The sequence below is a fragment of the Novosphingobium sp. genome, assembly GCF_019748365.1.
In the GTDB taxonomy this organism is placed as follows: Bacteria; Pseudomonadota; Alphaproteobacteria; order Sphingomonadales; family Sphingomonadaceae; genus Novosphingobium.
In genome coordinates, this window is sequence record NZ_JAIEPN010000091.1 from 26,579 (window position 1) to 53,364 (window position 26,786).

Consider the following 26,786-nt stretch of genomic DNA (forward strand, 5'->3'; position numbering starts at 1 on the left):
GATGCAAGGCCAGCCCGAGATCGACAATGCACCGCGCCAGCAGCTTGTTCTGCTGAACAGTGTGGCCGATGGCGAAACCCACGCGATCAGCCCGCTGCATCGCCGCGATCTTGTCCTGCTGGCGCTGCTCGGGCTCGTTGCCATGATCGCCGTGCTCTACAACTTCGTGATCGCGACACCGCGCTATGCCTCGGAGATGAGCTTCGTGGTGCGGACGCTTGATCGCTCGCACCAGCGGTTCAGCTTCCTCAATGTTGGCAGTGGCGGCAGCGGGGACGATGACAGTCATGCGATCGTCGCCTACATCGAATCGCGCGATATGCTCGCGTCGATCAACGCCGACCAGTTCGTCTCGCGGATATTCAGTGCCGAGGGCGTCGATGCCTTTTCCGCATTCCCGTCATGGCTGGCCGGGGCAGGCGAGGAACGCTTCTTCAAGCACGTTCAGGACTACATCAATGTCAGGTTCGACGCCGGTACCGGCATAACGTCGGTTTCGGTGCAGGCCTTTACCGCAAGCGATGCGAAACGTCTGGCCGAGCGTCTGCTCGCGGCTGCCGAAGCGAAGGTGAACCAGCTCAACGCGCGCGCGCACGATGCCATGGTGTCCTCGGCCGAGGCTGAATACAAAGCAGCCGACGCAGACCTTGGTGCCCAGTTGGCTGAACTGGCCGCAGTTCAGCGCCGGACCGGGGTGATCGAACCCGGGCTGGAAGCGGGCGCCGCGATCGGGGTCAGCTCGGATTCTGCCAGTGCGCTCTCGCAGATCAATGTCGAGCTGGCCAACACGATCCGGGTCGCGCCGCGCAGCCCATTGATCCAACAGTTGCAGACCCGCCGCGCCGCGATCCTCGCAGATCTTGGTCGGCAACTTGCCGCCCGAAGCGGTGACAAGGGCTCGTTGGCCGAGCGCATCGGGCCCTATATGGCAGTATCGGTCCGGTTGAATGTTGCCGAGAAGCGTCTGCTGGGCGCCAGCCTCGCGCTCACCAATGCCCGCAACACCGCCAGTAGCAACAGAATCTACATCGAATGGATCTCGCGCCCCGGCAGCCCTGACATTCCGGCGTACCCTCGAAAGTGGTTCAACCTCCTTGCCGTGGTGCTGGTGGCAGCCGGTCTGCTCTGGATCGTCAGGAGCCTTTCGGATCTGGTGATGGCCGATGACTGAAACCTTGCCTGACATCATGCCGGCCCATGTCCCGGAGGGCCGCTCATCGCCGCGCAGACGGATTGCCGCGCAAGGCATATCCAAGGTCTATCAGACCCCGACTGGCCCCAAGCAGGTCCTGTCCGGCATCGATTTCTCGATCGGACCCGGCCAGAAACTGGCCGTCCTGGGCCGCAACGGCGCCGGCAAGTCGACCCTGGTCAAGATCATCGGCGGCGTCGAACGGCCAACCGGGGGACGCATTGTTCGCGGCATGTCGATGTCATGGCCGCTCGCATTCGGCGGCGGCTTCGAGGCAGCGATGACCGGTTATGACAACATCCGCTTTATCGCGCGGGTCTATGATCAGCCGTTCAAGGACATGATCGAACGGGTCGATGATTTTGCCGAGCTGGGCCAGAATTTGCTCTTGCCGGTCAAGTACTACTCATCCGGCATGCGGGCCCGCCTCGCTTTTGCGCTGACACTCGCGATCGATTTCGATTGCTATCTGATCGATGAAGTCATCGCGGTTGGCGATCAGCGCTTTCATCAAAGGTGTCACGACGCGCTTTTCCGCGATCGTGCCGGTGCTGCGATGATCCTGGTCAGTCACGATATCGGGATCATCCGGGAATACTGCGATACGGCACTGGTGCTGAAGGGTGGCTATGGCAGGACTTTCACCGATCTGGAGTTGGCGATCAGTATCTATGCAACGCTGTGAAATCACCGTCCCGGCTGTCCCGGCCTGGCCGCGACAATGGCGCACGCTGGCATTGGCTGTGCTGGCGGCTCTGTCGCTTGCGGGCTGCGCCACCTTGCCGCAGGCGGGACCAACCGGGCGGCGGATCATCTCGGCCGGGGCCAAAGGCGATTTTGCGGTGGTGGAGGTGACCGGCGTCAGCGCCTTGCCCCAGGCCGAAACCTTGCCTCGGTTCACGGCGCTTCCTCCGTCGTGGCGCACGTCGGTCGGCCAGCTTGCGCCTGGCGACACCGTGAGCGTCATCTTCTACGAGGTCGGCGTGCGGATCTTTTCCGGCGGCTCGTCCGGCCAGGGCGGCGCTTTCGATCCGGCGGCCAAGGGCGAGAAGGTCGGCCCGATCGAAATCGACCAGGGCGGTCGCATAACGCTGCCCTATGTCGGCACGCTTGCGGCAGCGGGGCGAACGCCCGCGCAACTCGCGCGGGACATCGAGGAACAGCTGCGCGGCAAATCGGAATACCCGCAGGCGGTTGTCCAGCTCGACGCTGCGAACGGCAGCGCGGTGATCGTCGGCGGAGAAGTCGCGAACCCCGGGCGGGTCCGCCTGACCGCCGCGCATGAGCGCCTGCTCGACATCATTGCCTTGTCAGGCGGGCACCGGGGCGAAACCGGCGACCTGCTGCTGCGGGTGATGCGCGGGGATGCGGTGAGCGAAGGACCGGTCGATGCGCTGAGCTTCAACAATATTGGCGGGATGCCGATGGAGCCGGGCGATCGGATCGATGTGGTCCGGACGCGGCGCGGTTTCTCGGTGCTGGGCAGCGCCAACAAGGTCAACCGCTATCCGCTGCCGCTCCGTTCCACCTCGCTTGCCGAAGGGCTGGCCCTGGCCGGAGGGGCGAACGAAAACGTCGCCAATCCGGCAGCGGTCTTCGTGTTCCGCTATGTCAGACCGTCCCCGGACGCGCCCGAGCAGCCGGTGGTCTATCACATCAACATGCTGAAGCCGGTCTCGTACCTGCTCGCCCAGAAGTTCGATCTGCAGAACAAGGACGTCGTCTACATCGCCGGCGCCGAAGCCAACCAACCCGGCAAGCTCCTGCAGATGATCGGGCAGGTATTCACCCCGCTGGTTATCGCCCGACAGATCACGAATTGACGCCAAGCACACGAGGAGTCAGCAATTGCCTATTGAGAACGAAGAAATTCGCAACGCCTTGCGCCAGTTTGCGCAGAGTATCGATCCGAGTAACGGGAACCCGAACACCGAACCGTTGTGGGAACTGATCCGCGACATCGGCATGGTCAAGCTTAACGTGAAGAATCTAGGCTATGACATCGCACGAGCCTTGTCGGACAGCCAGATCGCCAAAGTTCCGGCATCCCCGCAGCCGGTCAAACTGGGCTGGCGGGCTTCGACGCAAGCAGACATCGAGAGCGATTGGGCCGCATTCTGGTGCCACGAGCTGGGAATCAAGCCGCTCTATCACCGGAAACTCTGGGAACTGCCTTACGTTCTCCACAATTTGTGGGTCCACGGCATGATTGCGCCCGGCAAGCGCGGGCTCGGTTTCGGTTGCGGCGAAGAAGCCATACCCAGCTATCTGGCGAGCAAGGGCGTGGACGTCGTAGCTACCGACCTGCCGGCGGATCATGCCAGCGCCCAGGGTTGGCGACAGACAGCACAGCATACCGACAGTCTGGAGAAAATCTGGCGGCCGCACCTTGTATCCAAGGCTCTGTTCGACCGGCATGTCAGCCTTGAATTTGTCGACATGAACGCAATCCCGGAACACTTGCGCGATTTTGACTTCTGCTGGTCGATTTGCGCAATCGAGCATGTCGGATCGATCGAACTTGGTCTCAAGGTGGTTGAGAATAGCCTTGCGACGCTCAAGGCAGGTGGGATCACGGTTCACACTACCGAATTCAATTTCATGCCGGGGCCGACCATTGACAATTGGGGTACAGTCCTGTTCCAGCAGCAACATTTCGAGGACTTGGCCCGTCGGTTGATTTCGGCAGGACACCGCGCAGAACCGATCAGTTTCGATGTCGGCGACGGCCCTCTTGATCGCTTCGTCGATTTACCTCCGTTCGGGGTATATCCTTGGGTCAATGAACCAAAGGATGAGTTCCCCGCGCACCTCAAACTGTCGATTGATGGCTTTCCCAGCACTTGCTACGGCGTCGTCGTGGAAAAGGGTTAAAAGCCCGGGAAACTATATTCCTTGATTCAATACTTTACCGATTACGGCTTAGTCTTTGGGCTAAGACTTAAAGCGGTAAGGCAGAATCTTCCAGATATTGCACCACTGCAGATGAACGTTCGAATTTCTATAGGTTGGTATTGATCCTGAATCTCAAAGTCGAAGGTAAGGCGGTAACTGCCGCCTCCTTCGATTTGAAACTGGTGGTCAACCTTGGCTTCGCGATCCGCCAACAAATCGATCCGGAAGCTGTTGGCGGGCACGTTCCCGTCGGCAAAGAACTCGATGCTTGCTTCCCAGTGCCCCGCCGGGAAATTGAAGTAGGGACCAAATGTCAGGCATCGCGCCGGGCCCACCAGTTCGATCGGCCCAGTCATGGGCAAATGCGGCGGCTTGCCATCAACAAGGACGGCAACCGGAAGGTTGAAGCGCTCTTGTTGGCGAGTCATGGTCAGAGAGTAGATGCGGTCGAGCTGCGCCAACGTGCCCTCATCCCTGTCGTCACCGACAAATGCACCATGACTGAAATGCTCGCAGAGAAGTGCCTCCAGTGGTCGATCAAGGGCCCGATCACGGATCATCGCAGTGAGCGCGTCATGGGCAACGCCCAATACGGCTGCAATCTTCTGGGCGAGCTGGCCAGCTGGCGCGTCGAATTCGGGTCGGATGATGATGGCGCGCTCTATGGCTGAAATCGCGATCGATCCGATTTGCGCGCGACTGATTGAGCGTGCCGCATCAAGCAACGCCAGATCTCGCGCCGAAATGAAATCGCGGCAGGCCTCGGCAAATCCCTGATCTACGACGACGACGGGAAATCGTTCAGCCGTCGCATAACGTACTATGGAATCATCGGGGACTTCCGAAAGAAGCAGCTTCGGCTCGATGCTCGCACCGGCCAGGCGCCTGACAGTCTCCTCAGACATGGAGTTGAACGGGATCACCTCGCACGAGCCATAGGCGCGCTGCATGAGGTCTCGAGCGAAGTCGGCGGCGAGGTAGGTGAGCGAAGTGGGCAGGCCGCAGATCAGTCCGAAGTGCTCTGGCCCGGCAGGCAGCGGCGCCAGTGCGGTCGACTTGCGCCGGCGCCGGGGAGCGGGAGCCGCGCCGTGGTCAGCCGTCATCGCAGCGCCGCCAGGGCACACAGAGCAACCGCCGCGGGGCAAACCGCCGGCGTTGCGCACCGGGCAGACGGCAGTGTTCGAATCACCGGCAGGCTTGTCACAAGATGTGGTCCGCTTCGGGCCAAGGCGTTGAAATGGCGATGCTGCTATAGCCAGCCGGGGCAGGACTGTTCAATCCGCATGTGCACATTCGCGCGGTCCGAGCCGTGCCGTGTGCAGATGCTAGTTCAGCCGAGCATCTCCTCGATCTGGCCAAGGCGTTCCTTGCCGAAGAACATCTCGCCTTCCACGAAGAAGGTCGGGATACCGAAAGCCCCGCGATCGACGGCGGCCTGCGTGTTGGCTGCGAGCCGGTCCTTCACCGCAGCGGACTGGGCGCCCTCTGCCAGCGCGGCGGCGGGAAGGCCGGCCGCGGCCATCACCGCCTCGACGGCGGCGCTGTCGGAAGGATCGAGCCCCTCCTCCCAGACCGCGCGGAGAAAGGCTTCCGCACATGGCTCGCCGCAGCCGAGATCGATGGCGGCGAGCAGCAGGCGCAGAAGTTCGACCGAGCGGAACGGGAACGCCGGATTCATGCGGAACTTCGTGAGGCCGTGGCGGGCGATGAAGCGCTGCATTTCCAGCTGGGCATAGGCGTTCTTGCCCTTGATCTCGGCATCGCGAATGAAAGGCGGCGCATTGCCGGTGAGCTTGTGCATGCCGCCGAGGAGCGTCGGTATAATCGTGATCGTTGCCCCCTTGCGGGCGGCAAGCGCCTTAAGCGGCCACCAGGCGAGATAGCCGTTGGGGCTGACGAAATCGAAGATGAACTCGATGGTCTTGGTCATGTCAGAAGCGCTCCTGCCAGGGGCGAAGGTCAAGCTCGTGCGTCCAGGACGAGCGGGGTTGCTGGTGCAGCCAGACGAAAGCCTCGGCGGCATCTTCGGGCTTGAGCACCGAGTCTTCAGCCAGCAGCGGCGCGACATCCTCCACCCGCGAGCGCAGGAAAGTGCCATCGATCGCGCCGTCGCAGACCACGTGGGCGACATGGAGGCCTTCGGGGCCCAGTTCGCGCGCCATCGACTGGGCAATAGCGCGCAGGCCGTGCTTGGCGGCCGCGAAGGCAGCAAAGCCTGCCCCGCCGCGCAGCGAGCCGGTGGCGCCGGTGAAGAGAATCGTGCCTGCCCCACGCGGCGCCATCACACGCGCTGCCTCTCGCCCGGCAAGGAAGCCCGCAAAGCAGGCCATTTCCCAGACCTTGGTGAAGACGCGCGAGGTCGTCTCGCGGATGCCGAAGCGGACATTGGCGCCGATGTTGAACACGGTGACGGCAATGGGGCCAATTTCGCGCTCGATCCGGTCGAACAGGGCCACGGTTTCCTCTTCGGAGCGGGCATCAACGCCAAAGGCATGCGCCGCGCCGCCAGTGGCGCGAATCTCGGCGCAGAGCGCTTCGAGCTGATCCAGATGGCGAGCGCGGCGGGTAACGCAGACGGTAAGGCCGGTGCGCGCGAAGGCCCGCGCGATGGCGCCGCCCAGACCGTCGCCCGCACCGATGACGAGGCACACGCCGTTGCTGGCTGGTTCGCTCAAGACGCTCTCCCTTTCCTCTGTTGGCATTCTTCGTACCGCGCAGAACATGAAGTTAGCAATCGCCCGAGCGAAAGGCCGCTGCTAGATTGCGCACCATGAGCAACTCTCCCTTTCGCGCCGCTGTTGTGCAAGCGGCATCCGATCCCGCAGGCAGCGCAGCATCCGCCGCCAAGGCTGCCCGTTTGATCGTCGAAGCCGGAGCTGCGGGCGCGCGGCTGGCGGTGTTTCCCGAAGCCTTCATCGGCGGCTACCCAAGGGAGCACGGTTTGGCGCGCCGATCGGGCTGCGGCTGCCGGAAGGACGCGAGGCTTATGCGCGGTACCATGCCGCATCCGTAGCGCTGGACGGGCCGGAGATCGCGGCTGTGCGTGAGGCGGCGGGGGCCGCAGGCATGGTCGTGGTGATCGGCGTGATCGAGCGCCTCGGCTCGACGCTCTATTGCACCGCGCTGATCATCGACGGGACGGCGGGCACCATGGCGCACCATCGCAAGCTGATGCCGACCGCTGCCGAGCGCCTTGTCTGGGGCTTCGGCGATGGCCCCACCCTGCCCGCTGTGGAGACCGCGCTGGGGACGGTGGGCGCGGTGATCTGCTGGGAAAACTACATGCCGATGCTGCGCATGGCGATGTATGGGCAAGGCGTGACACTCTACTGCGCGCCGACAGCGGACGACCGCGACGGCTGGGTTTCAACCATGCGCCATATCGCGCTGGAGGGGCGCTGCCACGTGCTCTCCGCCTGCCAGTTCCTGCGGCGGCGCGATCTGCCCGAGGGGCAGGAATGCGTGCTGGGCGAGGATCCCGATACCGTGCTGATGCGCGGCGGCAGCCTGATCATCGGACCGCTGGGTGAAGTGCTGGCAGGCCCAGACTACAGCGGCGAGACGGTGCTCTATGCCGAGATCGATCCCGCAGAGATTGCCCGCGCGCGCTATGATTTCGACGCGGTGGGGCATTACTCGCGGCCCGATGTTTTCCGCCTCACGGTGGACAGGCGCGCCAAGCCGGCGGTGGCGTGGATCGAGGACGAAGCCTGATGCACCTCAGGATGGACGCGCTCAGCGGTGCCGAGCGCTACAAGCTGCTGGCCGGGTCCGTGGTGCCGCGTCCGATTGCGTGGGTTTCGACGCGGTCTGCGGCGGGCGTGGGCAATGTCGCGCCCTACAGCTTCTTCAACATGATATCGGCCGCGCCGCCGCTGGTGGTGCTGGGCGCGATGCGAGGGAGCGGTGGCGGCCTCAAGGATACGGCGGCCAACATTCTGGAAACGCAGGAATTCGTCGTCAATCTGGTGAGCGAGCCGATGCTCGAGGCGATGAACGTGACTTGCGTGGATGCGCCGCCCGAAGTCGATGAGGCGATGCTTGCGGGCCTCGAGATGAGCCCGAGCGAACTTGTTGCGCCGCCGCGCATCGCAGGGGCTCCGGTGAGCCTCGAATGCAGGCTCTATCAGGCCATCGACGCGCCGCCGGGCAGCACGATCATTCTCGGCGAAGTCATGGCGATGACGATTGACGACCGCTTCGTCGATCCTTCGAACCTGCGGCCCGATCCGGTGGCGATGCAGCTGATGGGCCGGGTTCACGGCGTGGGCGGCTATACCCGGATCCAGACCGACCGGGCGCTGGAAAGGCCCGTCTATCGTCCCGGAACAATTTGATTCACTCGATTGAATCATTCTGTTTGCTAGGGTAGACGGTCACAAAGGCTCCAATGAGAGTCGTGCGGGAGAGTACCGTTGAGCGTGACCCATTCCCAAGGAAACGAGCGGACCCCGGCCCAGCGCAAGCCGATCCTCCCGCTTCTGCGCGTCATCGAGATGAACCTCGGGTTCCTCGGCCTGCAGTTCAGTTTCGGGCTGCAACAGGGCAACATGGTGCCGATCTATTCCTGGCTCGGCGCGGATGAGTCGAACCTGCCGATCCTGCAACTGGCGGGACCCATGACAGGCTTGCTGATCCAGCCGCTGGTGGGCGCGCTTTCCGACCGGACCAACTCGCGCTTCGGCCGGCGCACGCCCTATTTCCTGATCGGCGCGGTGATGTGCAGCCTTGGTCTGCTGTTCATGCCGTTTTCCGCCAGCATCCTGATGGCGGCGAGCCTGCTGTGGCTGCTCGACGCCGGCAACAACATCACGATGGAACCCTACCGCGCCTATGTGAGCGACCGGCTGGACGAGAGCCAGCACGAGATCGGCTATCTCAGCCAGAGTGCGTTCACTGGCCTTGCGCAGTGCCTGGCGTTCCTTTCGCCTTCGATCCTCGTCTACTGGGTGGGGATCGACCGCAATGCGGTGGATGCACACAATATCCCGACGATCACGCATATCTCGTTCATGGTGGGCGCGGTGCTTTCGATCACCACGATCCTGTGGTCGATCTGGCGCGTGCCCGAATTGCCGCTGAGCGAGGACGAGAAGGCCCGCATCGCTGCCGCGCCGCGCTCTGCAGGTGCAACGCTTGGTGAAATCGGCCGCGCCATCGTGGAAATGCCGCAAGCCATGCGCTCGATGGCGTGGATGAGCCTGTTCCAGTGGTACGGCTTCTCGATCTACTGGTCCTACAGCGCGCTTTCGATCGGGCGGTCGATCTACGATACTGCTGACAAATCGAGCGAGGCGTTTCGCGCAGCCGTGCTGACAACGCAGCAGCTGGGCGCGTTCTACAACCTCGTCGGCTTTGCGGCGGCGCTGGCCATGGTGCCGATCTCGCGCGCACTCGGTGCTTCGCGCGTGCACATGGCCTGCCTTGCCGCGGGTGGGATCGGGATGGTCGCGCTTGCCCACGTGGCGAGCACGCCCTCCGCGCCCGGCGCGCTGTTTTCCGCACTGGCGATGCCGGACCTTGGCAGCCACACCCCGCTGCTGCTCATCGCGGTGACGCTGGGCCTTGCCTGGGCGAGCATCATGGGCAACCCCTACATCATCCTCGCAGGCTCGATCCCACCCGAGCGGACGGGGGTCTATATGGGCATTTTCAACATGATGATCGTGATCCCGATGCTGCTCAACGGGGTGACGTTCGGCTGGATCTACAACCATGTGCTGGGGGCGGACCCGCGCAATGCGCTGAGCTTTGCCGGTGCGCTGCTGGTCATGGCCGCAATCACCATGCTGCGCGTGCCCGATCCGCGCAAGGCGGCAGGGCTGGCGCATGCCTGAGCGCGCGCCCCGGATCATCGCCCTGGAAAGCCCGGGATGCAGCGCCGTGTGGGAGCTCCCTCCCGGCGAAGCGCCGCTGTGGCGCTACTGGGGGCCGCGCCTGCCCGATGGCGCGCGCCCTTCTGCACCTCTGCGCAGTGAACGGCCGGAACCCAGTTTCTCGCTCCATTTCGACCAGCCGCTGACGGTGTTTCCTGGCTTCGGCATGGGCTGGTTCGGGCAAAGCGCGCTGCTGGCAGATCGCGGCGGGCAGGGCTGGTCGTTTCAGGCGAGCGAATGCGAGGTCGAGCAGCCGGACGCGCAGACCGTGCGCTTCGTGCTGCACGATGCAGTGGCCAGGATCGCGGTGACGACGAGCTACACGCTCGATCCCGCGACCGATGTGATGACCGTGCGCACCGCGCTTTCCAACGAAGGCGCCGCGCCGCTCCACGTGCACTGGCTGGCCGCCGCCGCACTGCCGTTGCCGGAAGACGCGGCGGAGGTCCATTCGCTCGCCGGGCGGCACAATTCGGAATTCGTGCCGGTGCGCGATCCCCTCACCCGCAGTATCTGGCGGCGCGAGAACCGGCGCGGGCTGACCTCGCACGATTGCTTCCCCGGTGCGGTGGCGACCTGCGCGGACGGCAGTGCCTATGGCGCGCAGATCGCGTGGTCGGGCAACCACGTGCAGACGATCGAGTGGATCGACGACGGACGCTGGCAGTGGCAGCTCGGCGAATGGCTCGCGCCGGGCGAGGCTATCCTTGCGCCCGGCGCGGTGCTGCAGAGCCCCGAAGTGCTGGCGACCGCCTCCGCCGAAGGGCCAAACGGCGTGGCGCACGCCTTCCACCGCGGCGTCCGCGCACGGATGACATGGCCGGGCGGCGCGGCTGGCGCGGCCAAGCGCCCGGTGCATATCAACACCTGGGAAGGCTTCTACTTCAAGCACGACGAAGCCGCGCTGATGGATCTGGCGCGGGCAGCGGCGAGCATCGGGATCGAGCGCTTCGTGCTGGATGACGGCTGGTTCGGGAAGCGCGACGACGACACCTCCTCGCTCGGCGACTGGACCGTAGACAAGCGCAAGTATCCGCGCGGGCTGGGTCCGCTGGCGAAGACGGTGACCGACCTTGGCATGGAATTCGGCCTCTGGGTCGAGCCCGAGATGGTCAACCGCAACAGCGAGCTTTATCGTCGCCATCCCGACTGGGCGCTGCACGTAGATGGTCGCCCGCTGCTCGAGGCGCGCAACCAGCTGGTCCTCGATCTCGCACGGCCCGAAGTCAGCGCCTATCTGTTCGATGCGATCGCGGCGCTGCTGCGCGAGTTGCCGATCGGCTACCTCAAGTGGGACCACAACCGCGATCTCGTCCATGCCGGAAACGAGCCGCATTACCGCGCGCAAGTGCTGGCGACTTATGCTTTGATGGACCGCCTGCGGGCTGCTTTCCCCAATGTGGAGATCGAAGCCTGCGCCGGCGGTGGCGGGCGGATCGATGCGGGGATCATAAAGCGCACGCACCGCTTCTGGACCAGCGACTGCATCGACGCGGTCTCGCGCGCGCAGATGCAGCGCGGCTTCCTCCAGTTCATGCCCCCCGAAGTGATGGGCAGCCACGTGGGTGCAAGCCCGGCGCATTCGACCGGGCGCTCGCAATCGATGGCCTTCCGCTGCGGCGTTGCGCTGCCGGGGCATTTCGGCGTGGAGCTTGATGCGCGAAAGCTGGGCGAGACCGAGCGCAAGGAGCTGATGGCCGGGATCGCGCGCTACAAAGCCCTTCGCGAACGCCTGCATCAGGGGCGCGTGTGGATGGGCGAGGTCGGCGACGGCGTGGTGTGGCAGGCCCATGGCTCTGCCGAGGACATGGTCGTGCTGGTGACCCGCACGCAGCCCACCACGATGCGCCATCAGCCCAACCTCAGGCTGCCGATGGCACTGCCCGGACGCACGTATACGATTGCGTCCGAAAAGGGCGAGCTCGCGAGCATGGACGGTGGCTGGCTCAGCCGCGTAGGCATGGCCGTCCCGCCGCTTCCCGGCGAGGCGGTTCTGGTGCTTGAGGTGCGTTCATGAGTTTCGATCCGGCCGAACATCCCCATCGGCGTTACGACCCGTTGAGCGACACCTGGCTGCTCGTCTCCCCGCACCGCGCCAAACGGCCGTGGCAGGGGGCGGAGGAAGTGCCGGATACGACCCGCCCGCCCGCGCACGATCCCGGTTGCTATCTCTGCGCCGGCAACACGCGGGTGAACGGGGAGCGCAATCCGGACTACACCGGGCCTTACGTGTTCCGGAACGATTTCGCGGCGCTGCTGCCCGATACCCCTGCGCCCGACATGGGCAGCGGGCTGTTCCGCGCCGAGCAGGCGACGGGCGAGGCAAGGGTGATCTGCTTTTCGCCCGACCATGGCCGCACCCTGCCCGAGCTTTCGGATGACGAGCGCCGCGCGGTGATCGATTGCTGGTGCACCGAGGCGGCGGACCTTGGACAGCGCTACAGCGTGGTTTCGATCTTCGAGAACAAGGGCGCGATGATGGGCTGCTCCAACCCGCATCCGCACGGGCAGGTCTGGGCGACAAGCCATGTGCCGCAACTGATCGCGACCGAGGACCGCACCCAGGCGGCCTGGCTGGCGAACACGGGCCGGCCGATGCTGGCCGAACTGGTCGATGCAGAAGCCGATGGCCCGCGCGTGGTCTGCGCGAGCGAGCACTGGCTCGCCATCGTCCCGTTCTGGGCGGTCTGGCCGTTCGAGACGCTGCTGCTGCCGCGTTTCGATGTGGCGCGGCTGCCGGACCTTTCAGCCGATCAGCGCGCCGATCTGGCGGGTATCCTTGGCGATCTCACCACGCGCTATGACAACCTGTTCCAGTGCTCCTTCCCCTATTCGATGGGATGGCATGGCGCGCCGTTCGGGCAGGAGCCGAGCGCGCACTGGCGCCTTCACGCGCATTTCTATCCGCCGTTGCTGCGCTCGGCCTCCGTGCGCAAGTTCATGGCGGGGTTCGAGATTCTGGCAGAAACGCAGCGCGACCTGACCGCCGAGCAAGCTGCGGAACGGCTGCGCGCCTGTGGCGGTGCACATTTCCGGAGCGGCACATGAACCTGGCGATGGCAGACCCGGCGACCGATCTGTTCGGGGCACCGCCCGCGCTGGTGGTACGCGCACCGGGGCGGGTGAACCTGATTGGCGAGCACACCGACTACAACGACGGCTTCGTGCTGCCGGTGGCAATCAGCGTCGAGACCCGAGTCGCCGCAAGACCGCGCGGCGACCGGCGCATCCGTGTGATCGCCAGCGACTTCGGCAGCGCCGTGGCCGAGTGGGAGCTCGATGCCCCCTATGCAGCCAACCCTTCCGCGCCCTGGGCCGACTATATCCGCGGCATGACTTGCGCGATGATCGCGCGCGGCCACCAGCTGATCGGCGCAGACCTTGCCGTGAGCGGAACGGTGCCCAAGGGCGCCGGGCTGTCCTCCTCGGCCTCGCTGATGGTCGGCATCGGCCGGGCATTGGCCGAACTGGCGGAGCTCGCCATCGCGCCGGCCGAAATCGCGCTGATGGCACAGGCCGGCGAGTGCGACCATGTCGGCATGCGCTGCGGGATCATGGACCAGCTGGCGTCTGCCTGCGGGGTCAAGGACCACGCGCTGATGATCGATTGCCGCTCGCTCGCGGTGCGCCCGGTCGCGCTGCCGGAGGGCGTCGCGATCCTCATCGTGCATTCGGGGGTCGAGCGTGGGCTGGTCGAAGGCGCCTACAACGAGCGCCGCGCGCAGTGCGAGGCGGCTGCCGCTGCTGTGGGGGTTTCGGCCTTGCGCGATGCCGATATGGCGATGCTGGAAGGCGCCGGGCTCGACCCGCTGACCCTTGCCCGCGCACGCCATGTGGTGACCGAAAACGCGCGGGTTCTCGCCGCAGCGGAAGCGCTTGAAGCCGGGGATCTGGTGGCGATGGGCGCGCTGATGGCCGCGTCGCACAGCTCGATGCGCGACGACTTCGAGATCACCGTGCCGCGCATCGATGCGCTGGTAGCCGAATTGCGCGCGCTGATCGGCCCAGAAGGCGGTGCGCGGATGACCGGCGGCGGCTTTGGCGGCGCGGTCGTCGCGCTGTGCCGTGCGGACCGCGCCGATGCGGTGCTGGCAGGCCTCACCTACCGCAAGCCTGATGGCGGGGCACCGCTGGTGCTGCGCGAAACCGCCTGTGACGGGGCCAACCTCGTCATGAGATAAGTCCCGCGTCTGTCCCTTTTCGGTGGCTGCCGCTCAATTCCAATCGATTGTTTCAGGATACCTGCTTGATGTCCGTACTGACTTCCCCGACCACGCACTGGACTGGCGAGCACCTTCGCGCGCTGCGACAGGAGCCGTGCCACCAGATCCCGCTGGTCGATGGCAAGACCTTGCGCCACCCGCTGCCAGGCCTCGACTTGTGGGACCTCTGGCCGCTGCAGCTGGCGGACGGCAGCACGGCCGTGGTCGATGGCTGGACGCTGTGGTTCGTGCTCTCGGCCCCGGCGGGCGAGGACCCCGAGGCGCGGCACGATATTGTCCGCATCCGCCTGATGGCCGCACGCGGGGACGAATGGCGCGACCACGGCAATGCCCTGCCGGGCGACCTCAATCCCGGCAGCCGCGAGTGGGCCGGCTCGGCGCTTTATGATCCCGAAACCGCCGCGGTTACCCTCTACTGGACCGCATCGGGGCTGCGCGGGGAAATGCCGCGCACTTTCACCCAGCGCATGTTCGAGACGACGGGCACCCTGTCCGGCGACGCCGGCGGCTTCACGGTGGAAGACTGGAGCACCCCGCGCGAAATCGCCGGCGGGCCGATACCGCACTATGTGCTGGTGACCGCCTCCGAAGGCGTGCCGGGCATGATCAAGGGCTTCCGCGATCCGGCGCATTTCCGCGATCCCGCTGATGGCGCGGACTATCTGCTGTTCACCGGATCACTCAAGGGTTCGGCGAGCCCGTGGAACGGCTGCATCGGCCTGCTGAAGCGCGAGGGTGACAGCTGGGCGGTGCTGCCGCCACTGCTGAGCGCCGACGGGCTGAACAACGAGCAGGAGCGGCCGCATATCGTCTTCCACGCTGGACGCTACTACCTGTTCTGGTCGACCCAGCGGAAGGTCTTTGCGGCGGGCGAACCCAATGGTCCGAACGGGCTTTACGGCATGGTCGCCGAGAGCATGGGAGGCCCCTGGCTGCCTCTCAACGGGAGCGGGCTGGTCGCAGGCAATCCGCCCGAAGCGCCGGTGCAGACTTATAGCTGGTGGGTCACGCATGAACTCACCGTGCACGGTTTCGTCGATTATCCCAATTCGCTGAAGGGCAATGACCATGGCGATGCGGCATGGCGGCGGGCCCATTTCGCTGGCGTGCCGGCCCCGGTGTTCCGGCTGGTTCTCGACGGGACCCGCGCGGAAGTCGCAGCATGAGCGCGGGCCGTTACGGCCTGATCGAGGCGGGCGGCACCAAGTTTGTGCTGGGCGTGGCCGATGCAGACCGCACCATCCATGCGCGGGAGCGGATCCCCACGACCACCCCGCTGGAAACGCTGGGCGCGGCAGTAGAATGGTTTGCAGCGCAGGGCGCGGACTACGCCGCCTTCGGCATCGCCTCGTTCGGACCGCTTGATCTGGACCCCGCTTCCGCCAGCTTCGGCTGCGTGCGCCCGACGCCCAAGCCGCATTGGAGCGGAGCGAGCCTGATCGAGCCCTTCAGCACGCGCTTCGGGGTGCCAGTGGCGATCGATACCGATGTGAACGGCGCGGCCTTGTCAGAGGCGCTGTGGGGCGCGGGAGCCGGATTGGGCTCGGTGCTCTATCTCACCATCGGCACCGGAATCGGCGGCGGCTTTTGCAGCGACGGACACTTGCTGCGCGGGCTTTCGCACCCGGAAATGGGCCATATCCGCATGCCGCGCCATCCGGAGGATCCGGACTTTGCCGGGACCTGCCCGTTCCATGGCGATTGCCTCGAAGGTCTTGCCTGCGGGCCGGCAGTGATTGCGCGCTGGGGCAAGTCGCTTTCGGAGTTGCCTGAGGGTCACCCCGGCAAGCGCATCATCGCTTGGTACATCGGCCGCGCGCTGGCGACCTTCCAGACGGTGATGGAGCCGGCCCGCATCGTGCTGGGCGGCGGCGTGACGGCGACGGAGGGGCTGCTCGACCTGATCCGCGCCGAAGCACTGGCGGCGAACGGTGGCTACACCGTGGGCAAGATCGACGAACTGATCGTCCCGCCGGGTCTGGGCGACAACGCCGGTCTGCTGGGCGCTCTCGCCCTGGCGTTTGCGCTCAGGTAGATTCGCGGACCAGCAGGCGCGGCTGGAGAATGACCGAGTGGATCTCCTCCCCCGCTATGCGCTGGATCACGCTGGTGACGAGGTTCTCGGCGCCCTGTTCCAGATCCTGCGCGATCGTGGTGAGCGGCGGCATCGTGTGTTCGCCCAGCGGAAGACCATCGTAGCCGATCACCTTGACATCACCGGGCACCGCAAGGCCCTGTTCCGCCAGCACGCGCATGGCGGTGACGGCGATGACGTCGGAGGCGGCGACCACGCCATCGGGCCGATTGGTCCTGGTGCGGAAATACTTGCCGATCTCTCCCTGCGCGGCATCCGCCACGAGGTGCGTCGGCACCACGCTGAACTGGGCACCGGCGCGCTCGACCACTGAGCGGCAGCCTTCAAGCCGCTGCCCGATCTCGATCGCGCGGGCATCGCCGAAGAATACGATGTTGCGGCAGCCGCGCTCCAGCAGGTGCTGCCCGGCCAGCGCGCCGCCGCGGAAATTGTCCGAACCCACCGAGCAATGCGCCTGCCCCGCAATATGCGAGCCCCAGACCACGAGCGGGCGGTAAAGTTCGGCCACCCGGTCGAGCACGACGGACTGGTCCGACTGGCCGATCACGATGATCCCGTCCGACTGGCCTGAGCGTGCCAGCTTGAGCAGCCAGTCCTCGTCCGTCGGCACGACGCGCGAGAGGAGGAGGCTGTAGCCGCGGTTCGTCAGCTTGTCCGCCAGCAGGCCCAGCATCGTGATGAAGAACGGGTCGGAGATGTTCTGCCGCACTTCGTGGCCCAAGGGGATGACCACGCCGATCGTGTTCGTCTTGCGCATGCGCAAGTTGCGCGCGGTGGCATTGGGCGTGAAGCCATGCTTGCGCGCCAGCGCCACAATCATGTCGCGCGTGGCGGGGGTGACAAGGTTCGAGCCCGACAGCGCGCGCGAGACCGTGCCGCTGGTGACACCGGCGATCTCGGCGAGTTCCTTGAGGGTCTTGGGGCCGGTCATTTCTGGCCAGTCATGTCTGGAGCATCATGGCAAAGTCATGTCTTCAGGCGGAGGTCGGAACGACATCGAAGGCGATGTTGAGCCGTTCACCCGCTGCGAATGGATAAGTGCCATGCCACAGGATGGAGGGGAAGACCACTAGGTGCCCAGCCCGGGCAGGTATTACTACATAGGGTGGGAGCTTAACACCAAGCTCGGGCGGCGGCGCACCAAGCTGCAGCGCACCGGCGGGCGCGGGGCCCGGATCATCGGGTAGCGCGACATAGAGCACCGCCGAAAGCCAGCCGACCGGGTGGCTGTGCGTTACATTGAAGCCCCCCGCCCCGAGCCGCACCGACCAGCTGCCGGAAATCTGCAAACCCCCGCGCGGACGGCCCAGAACCGGATGGTGCGGATCGGGCGGCGGCAACGTGCGCACGAAATCGCGCAGCGCTTCCATCAGCCGCGCGCGGACGGTGCCGAGCAGCGGCTCATGACGCAGCAGGATCGAGCGATCCGTCTGCGTGCCATGGCGCACCGATTGTTCGGCATAGGGCAGCGAGGCGGTGTGCAGGCGGCGCAGCAGCGCGGCGAGATCGGCAAGCTCTGTGGCGGAAAGGCCGGGATCGAGAAGGCCGTGAAGCACCGGATCGCCGTCCAGCCAGGCCGCGCGCGGATCGCCGAGCAGGCGCCACGCGGTGGAGAGATAGGGCCAGACCTGACCGGCCAGCCGCGTGCCGGTGAGCGGCAGGGCGAGATCGCGCGCCCGCGCAGGATCGCCAGCGCGCAAGGCGGTCCGGATACGGCAGAGCACGAGGAATTCGTCGTCGGCGCCGGTCAGTGCAGCGAGGCGCCTCTGCGCTTCGGCGAGGGCACCAGTTTCGCTGGCGAGAAACGCGCGGGCGACGGCGAGCGCTCGGGTCTCGCCAAGTTGGCGGGCGGCTTCATCGAGGATGCGCTGCGCGGCAGGCCAATCGCGCTGCTGGGCGCGCAAGGTGAACCAGCCGAGCCAGAGGCCCTGATTGCGCGGTTGGCTCCGGACTGCCACTGCAAAGCCAGCATCGTACAAGTCCGCATCGCCATGGCTGTAGCGCAGGCTGGCCAGCACGCGCTGGCCGTCGAGCCAATCGGGCCTTGCCGCAAGCGCGCGGACGAGCACGGCTTCCGCCTCGCCCGGCTGACCCTCCGAAGCGAGTGCCAGCGCGTGGTTCCTCAGCACATCGGGATTTTCGGGCCAGAGCCGCACGGCCCGTTCAAACAAGGCGGCCGCCGGGTAGCCCAGTTCATACGCCGATTGCGCGCGCAGGAAGGCGGTGAGCGGATCGTCAGGGGCAAGCCGCGCGGCTTCGTTGATCGCCTTGTCCGCGCCCGCCATGTCCTGCACGGCGCGTGCGGCACGGGCGCGTTCGCGCCAGACTTCGGCTTCGAGCTGCTCCGACACGCGCTCAGGCCGCGGCTGGAGCACCGACGAGACCGGCGATATAGGCCGGGTGGCTCGGCAGTTTGGCCGCTTCGGCTGCCATCGCCGCGCGCAGTTTGGCAAGGTAGTCGCGCGCATCGATGCCGCGGTGTTCGATCAGGGGATCGAGGCCTTCGGGATAGTTGTGCTGACCGATATGGACCGCGAGCCACGAGGCGGGGGCGAACAAGTCCATCTCGCGCGCGATCAGGCGGCCGTGGCGGCGGAAGTGGTCCAGCTTGAGCGCCAGCGTATCGGGCACCTCCATGGCTGAGACATAGCGCCACAACTCGTGGTCCTGCCGCTGCGTGAGCTTGTAATGGAGGATCAGGAAATCGCGGATCCGATCCGTTTCCGCGTCGGCGATACGGTTGAATTCGGCGATCGTGGCGGGATCGAAGTCGCGATCCGGGAACAGCCCGATCAGCTTGGATATATTGGCCTGAATCAGGTGGATCGAGGTCGATTCCAACGGCTCCAGAAAGCCGCTGGAAAGGCCCACCGCGATGACGTTCCGGTTCCAGTGCTGCTTGCGGCGGCCGGTGCGGAAGCGCACGAAGCGAGGGTCCCCGAGCGCTTCGCCATCGAGGCGGGAGGCGAGCAGTTCCGCCGCCTTGTCGTCGTCCATGAACTGGCTGGAATAGACGTAGCCATTGCCGATGCGGTGCTGCAGCGGAATGCGCCACTGCCACCCCGCCTCGCGCGCGGTGGAGCGGGTGTAGGGCGTCGGCGCGCCGGCATTGGCGCATGGCATGGCGACGGCGCGGTCGCATGGCAGCCAGTGGCTCCAGTCCTCGAACCCCGTCTTGAGCGCACCCTCGATCAGCAGTGCACGCAGGCCCGAGCAATCGATGAAGAGATCGGCCTCCAGCGTCCGCCCGCCCTCCAGCGTCACGCTTTCGACGAAGCCGGTCTCGCCGCTCAGCGTCACGTCGGCGATCTTGCCTTCGACGCGCGTGACGCCGCGCGCCTCGGCATGGCTGCGCAGGTACGCGGCGTAGAGCGAAGCGTCGAAGTGGTAGGCATAGTCGAAAGTCGAGAGCAGCGAGCGCTGATCGGGCACGGGCCTTGCCATGCGGCCGGCGCGGGCGATCTGCCAGGCCATGGAAAGCTCTTCGAGCGGGAACGCGCCCGGCTCCTCGCGCGTCTTCAGCCAGTACTGGTGCAGCGGCACCATATCGAAATTGCGGCCATGCGGGCCGAACGGGTGGAAATAGCGGCTGCCGACAGAGCCCCAGTCGACGAACTCGATGCCGAGCTTGAAGGTGCCGCGCGTCTCGCGGATGAAATCGGCCTCGCTGATGCCCAGCGTCTCGTTGAACAGGCGAATGGGGGGAATGGTCGCCTCGCCCACACCCACGATCCCGATTTCATCGGATTCGACGAGCGTGACCTTACAGTTCTGCTTGAGCATGGTGGCCAGCATGGCCGCGGTCATCCAGCCCGCCGAACCGCCGCCGACGACAAGCACGGAACGGATCCGCCGATCCCCTTCGTTCACCACGCAAACCCCTTCCACAATGCCCCGCCGTTTTCCGGCACGTGCCTTTGCTTACGCAAAAAGGGGTGGGTGCGGAACCGTCTGGCCGCGCCCACCCCTCTTCAGTGTGCCTTCCCTTTCGGGGGGCCGTTCAGCCGATCAGAAGTTGAAGCGGACCGAGGCGTTCACGTTGCGGCCGAGCACCGGCGAGATGCCGCCGATGAAGCGGCCATTGCCGACATTGTAGTCCGTGCCGGCCGGCCCGAGCGGGGTCAGCGTGTCGAACAGGTTGTAGACGTTGATGCCAAGCTCGAGGTTCTTGACCGGGCGAACCTTCACGTTCGCGCCGACCACGCTGCCGCCCGGCCACTGGTTGCCAGCACCATCGAGCGTGCTCGTCACGCCGGTGATGTTGGCGCCGACCGAGAGGTAATCGGTCGCATCGTAGTTCGCCGCGAAGGTGTACGACAGATCGGGGATGTTAGGCGACCGCGAGAAGACAGAACCCGGTGCCGAGGGCTGTCGCTTGGCCTTGTTGTACGTCATGTTCGCCAGCAGGCTGAAGCCGCCGAGGCTTACCGTGCCGTAGAATTCCGCACCGGTCGTCTTGTACCTGTCGGCCACGATGCAGGTGGTGGCATTGGGGTCGCCAGTGACGATCGGGCAGTTCCGGGGGCTCAGTTCGAACGTCGTGATGTTGAAGTGGCTGTGGTAGACGGTGAGTTCGACCGTATAGCGCGCCGCGCCGATGTCGCCGCGGTTCTTGAGGCCCACTTCGTACTGATAGACACTGTTCGCAACCGCCACGTTGCCGCGATCGTTGAGCGAGCCATTGGAATTGAAGTAGCCGCTGAAGCTCAGACGATCGGCGTTGGCACGCACGCCCTTCGAGGCGCGGACGAACAGGTTGAGGTTGTCCGCCGGCTTGAAGTTGGCACCGACCGACCACGAGGTGGTCGCCTTGGTGAAGTTGATGTTCTCACGCGCGCCATCGGGCAGGAAGTAGGGCAGCGTGACCGACTGCGAGGCGCCCGTCACCGGGTTGACCGCGTTCTGGACGATGAAGTTGGTGACCGGATCGCCCGTGCCCGGGTTGGCGTTGATGCCCGAACCCGACCCGCGGTTGATGTCGTGACGGATCGAGGCGTCGAGCCCGAACTTGCCCACATCGAAGATGAAGTCGGCATAAGGCGCGTTGTCGGTGAAGCTGTAGTCGTAGGTGCGGGCGCAGCAACCACCCCAGTTGTTGTTGTAGCCGGTGAAGCCGTTGGCGCTGAGCAGGTTGCCAGCCGCATCGAGCAGATCGATCGGCGAGGCGGTCGGGGTCAGCGAGGCATTGAACTGGTTGGGGTGCCAATCCATCCCGATCTTCTGGTTCATGTAGAACCAGCCAGCGGTGAGGTTCGCCTTCACCGAGCCGAGATCACCCTGCCAGTTGACCTTGAGGTCATTGACGAAGCTGCCGATGTCGCGGATCCGCGTGTAAACCGAGACGTTGTTGTTGTAATAGGCCTCGGCGACGTCCTTGCCCTTGTCGGGGCCGGCCGAATAGACCGCGCGGGCAACCACGCCGCCGTTCCTGGTCGAACCGATCAGGCCCGAGAGCGGAGCAACGCTGAGGAAGTTCGACGAGAAGCCGCCGCTCATGTTGGTGTAGCGGGCGTTGTTGTCGACGGTGATGCCGTTGTCGAACTTGTAGTGCAGCTGCGCCTGAAGCGACTGGGAATTGGTGGTGATGCCGTTCAGCGGGGTGCTGCTGACCGCACGGGTCCCGAAGTCGACGTAGTTGACGACCGGGTTGAACACCGAGAAGTTCGAGGCACGGCGCGGATCGAAGCCCGGGCACGCCTGAAGATCGGAGACCTTGCCGCCGCTGAGGTTGCCGCAGACGATACCACCCTGGGTATTGGGCTCCTGCGTGTCCTGCGCCTTGAAGTAGAGGCGGAAGAAGCCGCGGTTGTCATCGAATTCGCGCGTGATGTTGCCCTTGATCAGGTACGAGTTCGAAAGGTCGTAGCCCGAGTGCCAGGGGCCATTGCCGGCGCCGTAGTAGCCGCCGATGTTGAAGTAGGTCTTGTCGTCGATGCCGCCCGAGAGCAGGAAGCTTGCGCGCGTGTAATCGTAGGAAAGATTGCGCTCGAGCTGGACATAGCCGCCTTCGCTGCGATCGGTCTTGCTGATGTAGTTGATCACCGCGCCGGGCGCCTGGCTGGCAAGCGTCGCGGCGGTGCCGCCGCGGATCGCATCGACACGGACGTCGGTCGGGCTCGACTTGGTCCAGTAGTCGTTGTTGCCGAACTGGATGTCACCATACAGCACGGTCGGGAGGCCATCTTCCTGCAGCTGCACGAAGGTGGCACCGCCGGTGGCGACGGGCAGACCGCGAACGGCGAAGTTGCCGTTACCGCCCGGACCCGAAACGTTGGGCTGAAGGCCCGGCAGAAGGCGAAGCAGATCGCCTTCCGACATCGGGCGGAAGTTCTGGATGATCGACGAATCGACCGAGGAGATCGAGACCGAGCTGTCGAGCTTGCTCTTGGTACCGGTCGAGGCGGTGACGACGATTTCGCTGAGGGTATCGCCTTCGGCCTTGTCGGTCGCGGCGGCGTCAGCGGGCGCAGCGGCCTGCGCAAGCACCGGGGTCGAAAGGCTGGCCATGGCCAGCGCGACGACGGATGCACACGATTGAATTGCAGTGAGCTTCACAGGTATCCCTCCCGATTGCGAGCACTTTTGTGCGTACGACAGCAGCGAATCGAAGCCTCGAGACGCCTGCATGCCGGTTCTCTGGCAAAAGGATGGGCCAAGCGCAAGCAGGAATTCAAGCGATTGAATCAGAGATTGCACGGGAGCGGAGGAAGTGTGTCTTCTTTGCATCGGGCGGGAGATCACCCCGGCGGATGGGCAAGCAGGCGCTTCAGGAGCACGGCTGGACCATCACCCTCTTGACGTTTACGTAAAGTGGAAGGATGGAGGGTGCAGAAGACCGGCATCCCGCAGTGGATGCCGAGTCTCGCCGCGTCAGGGCCTTAAAAAGGCCATGGATTCAAAAGGGAGAGCTTCATGCATCTTGATTTCAGCCCCGAGGACCTCGCCTTCCAGCAGGAAGTCCGTGCCTTCATCGCCGAGAATTATCCGGCGGAGCTGCGCGGCAAGCAGGACGAGGGCGACGAGCTTTCGAAGGAAGACTTCCTTTCCTGGCACAAGGTGCTGGCGAAGAAGGGCTGGATCGCGCCGGCGTGGCCGGTGGAATACGGCGGCACCGGCTGGACCGCGACGCAGAAGTACATCTGGTCGGAAGAGACGGCGCGCGCGGACTGCATCCGCCTGATGCCTTTCGGCCTCTCGATGGTCGGACCGGTGATCTACACCTTCGGCACGCCCGAACAGAAGGCGAAGTTCCTGCCCGGCATACTTTCGGGCGATGTGTGGTGGTGCCAGGGCTATTCCGAGCCGGGTTCGGGCTCCGACCTCGCCTCGCTGCGCACCAAGGCGGTGCGGGACGGCGATCACTATGTGGTCAACGGCCAGAAGACCTGGACGACGATGGCGCAGCACGCTGACTGGGGCTTCTTCCTCGTCCGCACCGATCCCGATGCCAAGCAGCAGGAAGGCATCTCGTTCCTGCTGATCGACATGAAGAGCCCCGGCATCACCGTGCGCCCGATCATCACGCTGGGCGGCGAGCACGAAGTCAATGAAGTGTGGCTGGAAGACGTGCGCGTGCCGGTCGAGAACCGCATCTACGAGGAAAACAAGGGCTGGACCTGCGCCAAGTTCCTGCTCGCGCACGAGCGCACCGGGATCGCCGGTGTGGCGGCGTCGAAGCGCGGGATCGAGAAGGTCAAGTCCATTGCCCGTGCCGAGCTCGACGGCGACAAGCCGCTGATCGCCAACGCGTTCTTCAAGCGCAAGATCGCCGAGCTGGAAATGGACCTCACCGCGCTCGAGTTCACCGAGCTGCGCAGCCTGGCGGGCGAAAGCGCGGGGCGCGGTCCGGGGCCGGAATCGAGCCTGCTCAAGATCAAGGGCTCGGAAATCCAGCAGCGCCTGACCGAGCTGACCCTGGAAGCGGTGGGCCACTATGGCGCACCTTATTTCCGCGGCTTTGGAGAGGGCGACAACGAACACCCGATCGGGCCGGACTACGCGCACCGCGCCGCGCCGACCTATTTCAACACCCGCAAGACGACGATCTACGGCGGTTCGAACGAGATCCAGCGCAATATCATCGCCAAGATGGTGCTGGGGCTCTGACATTATGTGAGGCCGCCGCGCAGCAAGAGCCGCGGCGGCCCCTTTAGCGGGATTTGAGGACAATGGATTTCAGCTACACCGAAACGCAGGGCATGCTGCGTGACACGCTCGCGCGCTTCCTTGCCGACACCTACGATTTCGAGACGCGCAAGAAGATGCTGCTGCGCCCCGAAGGCCGCGATCCGGGCATCTGGCAGGCGCTGGCGACCGAGCTCGGCATTCTGGGTGCGCCCTTTGCCGAAGAGCATGGCGGCCTTGGCGGCGGCGCGCTCGAGAACATGATCATGATGGAAGAGCTGGGCAAGGTCATTGCGGTCGAGCCTTATCTCCAGACCGTGGTGATCGGCGGCGGCGCGATGAAGCGCGCGCCTGCAGCCATGGCGGATGCGGTGATCCCCGAGATCATCGCGGGCAATGCCGTGATCGCGTGGGCCTATGCCGAGCCGCAGGGGCGCTATGATCTGGCGAACATCCGCACAACGGCGAAGACGGACGGCGCGGGCTTCGTGCTTTCGGGCCATAAGGCGGTGGTCTATGCCGCGCCGTGGGCGACGCACCTCCTCGTCACCGCACGCACCGGTGGTAACCAGCGCGAGCGCGAAGGCGTCGAGCTGTTCCTTATCGACGCGAGCCTGCCAGGCATCGTGCGGCGGGACTACCCGACCGTCGACGGCTTCCAGGCGAGCGAAATCTATTTCGAGAACGTCGCCATCCCCGGCGACTCGCATATCCCCGGCGGCATCGACCTGATCGAGCTTCTGGCGGACGAGGCCACCATGGCGATCTGCGGCGAAGCCTGCGGGGTTAGCCGCAAGCTCCACGAGGGCACGCTCGACTACATCAAGCAGCGCAAGCAGTTCGGCCAGCCGATCGGCAAGTTCCAGGTGCTGCAGCACCGCATGGCCGACATCTTCATCGAGGTGGAGCAGATCGCCTCGATGGCGTTGATGGGCACGCTCAAGCTCGATCTTCCGGCGGATGAGCGCAAGGCAGCAGTGAGCCTTGCCAAGGCGAAGGTGGCGCGCAGCATCAACTTTGTCGGGCAGAACGCGATCCAGACCCACGGCGGCATCGGCATCACCGTCGAGCTCGCCATCGGCCACTACTTCAAGCGCGGCACGATGATCGAGAACCAGTTCGGCTCGGCGGACTTCCACCTTGGCCGGTTCGAGGATCTGACGCTGGCGGCCTGATCGGGCCGCAGATCAAAGCCCCTCCCCACTCGGGGAGGGGTTGGGGAGGGGTGAGCGAGCCATCCTGCCAGCGCCCATCACCCCCACCCAACCTCCCCCGAGCGGGGGAGGGGCAGTTAGTGCTTGTTGCGGGGCAGCGCTCAGGCCATCCCCGCCAAGCGCTCGCGGATGATGCTGTTCGCCTGCGCCATGATGCGGTCGATCAGGTCCTTGCAGGTCGGGATGTCGTGGATGAGGCCGGCGACCATGCCGCAGCTCCACGCGCCGGCTTCCATGTCGCCTTCCATCATGATGCGCGGATAGACGCCGGCGACTTCCTCGATGATATCCTCGAACTTGATGTCGGCGCCGAGGCGGCGTTCCTTTTCGAGCAGGCGTTCGACCGCCGCGTTGGTCAGCACGCGTTCAGTGTTGCGCAGCGGGCGCATGACGAGGCGGGTGTCGAGTTCGGAGGCGGCGAGGAGTGCCTGCTTCACCTTTTCATGCACCGGCGCTTCCTGCGTGGCGATGAAGCGCGTGCCCATGTTGATGCCGTCCGCCCCCAGCGCCAGCGCGGCAACGAGGCTGCGGCCATCGGCCATGCCGCCCGAGGCGACGAAGGGGATGGTGAGTTCCTCGGCCGCGCGGGGGAGCAGGATGAAGTTCGGAATATCGTCCTCGCCCGGGTGGCCGCCGCATTCGAAGCCATCGACCGAGATCGCATCGCAGCCGACGTTTTGCGCCTTCACGCTGTGGCGCACCGAAGTGCACTTGTGGATCACCTTGATCCCGGCGTCCTTGAAATAGGGCAGGAACGGCGCGGGGTTGTTGCCCGCGGTTTCGACGATCTTGACCCCGCCTTCGATGATCGCGCGGATATAGCCCGGATAATCGGGCGCGTTGACGGTGGGCAGGAAGGTGAGGTTCACGCCGAACGGCTTGTCGGTCATATCCTTGCAGCGCGCGATTTCATTGGCGAGCGCATCTGCGGTCTTCTGCGTGAGGCCGGTAATGATGCCGAGCCCGCCCGCATTGGAGACGGCAGCGGCCATTTCGGCAAAGCCGACATAGTGCATGCCGCCCTGGATGATCGGGTGCTCGATGCCGAACAATTCGGTGATGCGGGTCTTCATGGCTGACTCTCTCTCCCGTTGGATGATCTTGCGACTGCGCCGTCGGTATCATGTTACCCAGTTTAAGGCCCACTGCCATAACTGGAAGGGGGTG

General features: G+C 65.1%; 23 protein-coding genes. 15 read left to right on the forward strand and 8 right to left on the reverse strand.

From position 1 onward, the window contains the following. The first annotated feature begins 1 nt into the window (after position 1). The 4 genes from K5Q19_RS11360 to K5Q19_RS11375 are packed head-to-tail and all read left to right on the forward strand — an operon-like array spanning position 2 to position 4,066. A complete protein-coding gene (locus tag K5Q19_RS11360) occupies positions 2-1,171 on the forward strand; it encodes a hypothetical protein (protein WP_292945024.1) in 1,170 nt (389 codons plus the stop codon). Further along, positions 1,164-1,877, forward strand: coding sequence for an ABC transporter ATP-binding protein (locus tag K5Q19_RS11365; protein ID WP_292945027.1), 714 nt, complete (start codon positions 1,164-1,166; stop codon positions 1,875-1,877). Before K5Q19_RS11360 ends, K5Q19_RS11365 begins: the two co-directional genes overlap by 8 nt. Next, positions 1,864-3,015 carry a polysaccharide biosynthesis/export family protein gene (locus K5Q19_RS11370; RefSeq protein ID WP_292945030.1) on the forward strand — a complete coding sequence of 384 codons (1,152 nt, stop codon included), beginning with the start codon at positions 1,864-1,866 and terminating at the stop codon, positions 3,013-3,015. Before K5Q19_RS11365 ends, K5Q19_RS11370 begins: the two co-directional genes overlap by 14 nt. A 25-nt stretch (positions 3,016-3,040) precedes the next feature. Further along, complete coding sequence (locus tag K5Q19_RS11375) at positions 3,041-4,066, forward strand: hypothetical protein (protein WP_292945033.1); 1,026 nt, start codon at positions 3,041-3,043, stop codon at positions 4,064-4,066. 41 nt (positions 4,067-4,107) lie between these two features. Here the strand turns inward: K5Q19_RS11375 and K5Q19_RS11380 are convergent, their stop codons facing one another. From K5Q19_RS11380 to K5Q19_RS11390, 3 genes are all read right to left on the reverse strand, one after another. After that, positions 4,108-5,190 (reverse strand): hypothetical protein, encoded by a 1,083-nt coding sequence (locus K5Q19_RS11380; protein WP_292945036.1) that lies wholly within the window; start codon positions 5,188-5,190, stop codon positions 4,108-4,110. Positions 5,191-5,417: 227 nt separating this feature from the next. Beyond that, positions 5,418-6,017, reverse strand: a complete 600-nt coding sequence (locus tag K5Q19_RS11385) for a 2-hydroxychromene-2-carboxylate isomerase (RefSeq protein WP_292945039.1) — start codon at positions 6,015-6,017, stop codon at positions 5,418-5,420. 1 nt (position 6,018) lies between these two features. Continuing rightward, positions 6,019-6,762, reverse strand: coding sequence for an SDR family NAD(P)-dependent oxidoreductase (locus tag K5Q19_RS11390; protein WP_292945042.1), 744 nt, complete (start codon positions 6,760-6,762; stop codon positions 6,019-6,021). A gap of 95 nt (positions 6,763-6,857) precedes the next feature. Between K5Q19_RS11390 and K5Q19_RS11395 the strand changes: the two genes are divergently transcribed. The 9 genes from K5Q19_RS11395 to K5Q19_RS11435 all read left to right on the forward strand — a co-directional run bounded on the left by K5Q19_RS11395 (position 6,858) and on the right by K5Q19_RS11435 (position 16,221). Continuing rightward, positions 6,858-7,100, forward strand: coding sequence for a nitrilase-related carbon-nitrogen hydrolase (locus tag K5Q19_RS11395; RefSeq protein WP_292945045.1), 243 nt, complete (start codon positions 6,858-6,860; stop codon positions 7,098-7,100). 26 nt (positions 7,101-7,126) lie between these two features. Next, positions 7,127-7,801 (forward strand): carbon-nitrogen hydrolase family protein, encoded by a 675-nt coding sequence (locus K5Q19_RS11400; RefSeq protein ID WP_292945048.1) that lies wholly within the window; start codon positions 7,127-7,129, stop codon positions 7,799-7,801. Next, a complete protein-coding gene (locus K5Q19_RS11405) occupies positions 7,801-8,424 on the forward strand; it encodes a flavin reductase family protein (RefSeq protein WP_292945050.1) in 624 nt (207 codons plus the stop codon). Before K5Q19_RS11400 ends, K5Q19_RS11405 begins: the two co-directional genes overlap by 1 nt. A gap of 159 nt (positions 8,425-8,583) precedes the next feature. Next, positions 8,584-9,924, forward strand: coding sequence for an MFS transporter (locus tag K5Q19_RS11410; protein ID WP_292945184.1), 1,341 nt, complete (start codon positions 8,584-8,586; stop codon positions 9,922-9,924). After that, on the forward strand, positions 9,917-11,980 hold the full coding sequence (locus K5Q19_RS11415; protein ID WP_292945052.1) for an alpha-galactosidase: 2,064 nt from the start codon (positions 9,917-9,919) through the stop codon (positions 11,978-11,980). Before K5Q19_RS11410 ends, K5Q19_RS11415 begins: the two co-directional genes overlap by 8 nt. Continuing rightward, complete coding sequence (locus K5Q19_RS11420; protein ID WP_292945054.1) at positions 11,977-13,011, forward strand: UDP-glucose--hexose-1-phosphate uridylyltransferase; 1,035 nt, start codon at positions 11,977-11,979, stop codon at positions 13,009-13,011. The genes K5Q19_RS11415 and K5Q19_RS11420 overlap by 4 nt, the downstream gene beginning before the upstream one ends. After that, a complete protein-coding gene (gene galK / locus K5Q19_RS11425) occupies positions 13,008-14,144 on the forward strand; it encodes a galactokinase (protein WP_292945057.1) in 1,137 nt (378 codons plus the stop codon). Before K5Q19_RS11420 ends, galK begins: the two co-directional genes overlap by 4 nt. Before the next feature lie 68 nt (positions 14,145-14,212). Then, on the forward strand, positions 14,213-15,352 hold the full coding sequence (locus tag K5Q19_RS11430) for a glycoside hydrolase family 68 protein (RefSeq protein ID WP_292945060.1): 1,140 nt from the start codon (positions 14,213-14,215) through the stop codon (positions 15,350-15,352). Beyond that, positions 15,349-16,221, forward strand: coding sequence for an ROK family protein (locus K5Q19_RS11435; RefSeq protein WP_292945063.1), 873 nt, complete (start codon positions 15,349-15,351; stop codon positions 16,219-16,221). Before K5Q19_RS11430 ends, K5Q19_RS11435 begins: the two co-directional genes overlap by 4 nt. Here K5Q19_RS11435 and K5Q19_RS11440 read toward each other — a convergent pair. The 4 genes from K5Q19_RS11440 to K5Q19_RS11455 all read right to left on the reverse strand — a co-directional run bounded on the left by K5Q19_RS11440 (position 16,214) and on the right by K5Q19_RS11455 (position 22,836). Next, positions 16,214-17,212, reverse strand: coding sequence for a substrate-binding domain-containing protein (locus K5Q19_RS11440; protein ID WP_292945065.1), 999 nt, complete (start codon positions 17,210-17,212; stop codon positions 16,214-16,216). The two genes, K5Q19_RS11435 and K5Q19_RS11440, sit on opposite strands and share 8 nt — an antisense overlap. A gap of 43 nt (positions 17,213-17,255) precedes the next feature. Then, complete coding sequence (locus K5Q19_RS11445) at positions 17,256-18,632, reverse strand: putative 2OG-Fe(II) oxygenase (protein ID WP_292945068.1); 1,377 nt, start codon at positions 18,630-18,632, stop codon at positions 17,256-17,258. A gap of 4 nt (positions 18,633-18,636) precedes the next feature. Beyond that, on the reverse strand, positions 18,637-20,151 hold the full coding sequence (locus K5Q19_RS11450) for a tryptophan halogenase family protein (protein WP_292945071.1): 1,515 nt from the start codon (positions 20,149-20,151) through the stop codon (positions 18,637-18,639). 138 nt (positions 20,152-20,289) lie between these two features. After that, on the reverse strand, positions 20,290-22,836 hold the full coding sequence (locus K5Q19_RS11455) for a TonB-dependent receptor (protein ID WP_292945074.1): 2,547 nt from the start codon (positions 22,834-22,836) through the stop codon (positions 20,290-20,292). Positions 22,837-23,193: 357 nt separating this feature from the next. On the opposite strand from K5Q19_RS11455, the gene K5Q19_RS11460 reads away from it, so the two are divergent. Both K5Q19_RS11460 and K5Q19_RS11465 read left to right on the forward strand, forming a co-directional pair. After that, positions 23,194-24,387 (forward strand): acyl-CoA dehydrogenase family protein, encoded by a 1,194-nt coding sequence (locus K5Q19_RS11460; RefSeq protein ID WP_292945077.1) that lies wholly within the window; start codon positions 23,194-23,196, stop codon positions 24,385-24,387. A gap of 62 nt (positions 24,388-24,449) precedes the next feature. Then, positions 24,450-25,580, forward strand: coding sequence for an acyl-CoA dehydrogenase family protein (locus K5Q19_RS11465; RefSeq protein ID WP_292945080.1), 1,131 nt, complete (start codon positions 24,450-24,452; stop codon positions 25,578-25,580). A 140-nt stretch (positions 25,581-25,720) separates the two neighbouring features. On the opposite strand, the gene K5Q19_RS11470 is transcribed toward K5Q19_RS11465, so the two are convergent. Then, positions 25,721-26,692 carry a nitronate monooxygenase family protein gene (locus K5Q19_RS11470; protein ID WP_292945083.1) on the reverse strand — a complete coding sequence of 324 codons (972 nt, stop codon included), beginning with the start codon at positions 26,690-26,692 and terminating at the stop codon, positions 25,721-25,723. Between the last annotated feature and the right edge of the window lie 94 nt (positions 26,693-26,786).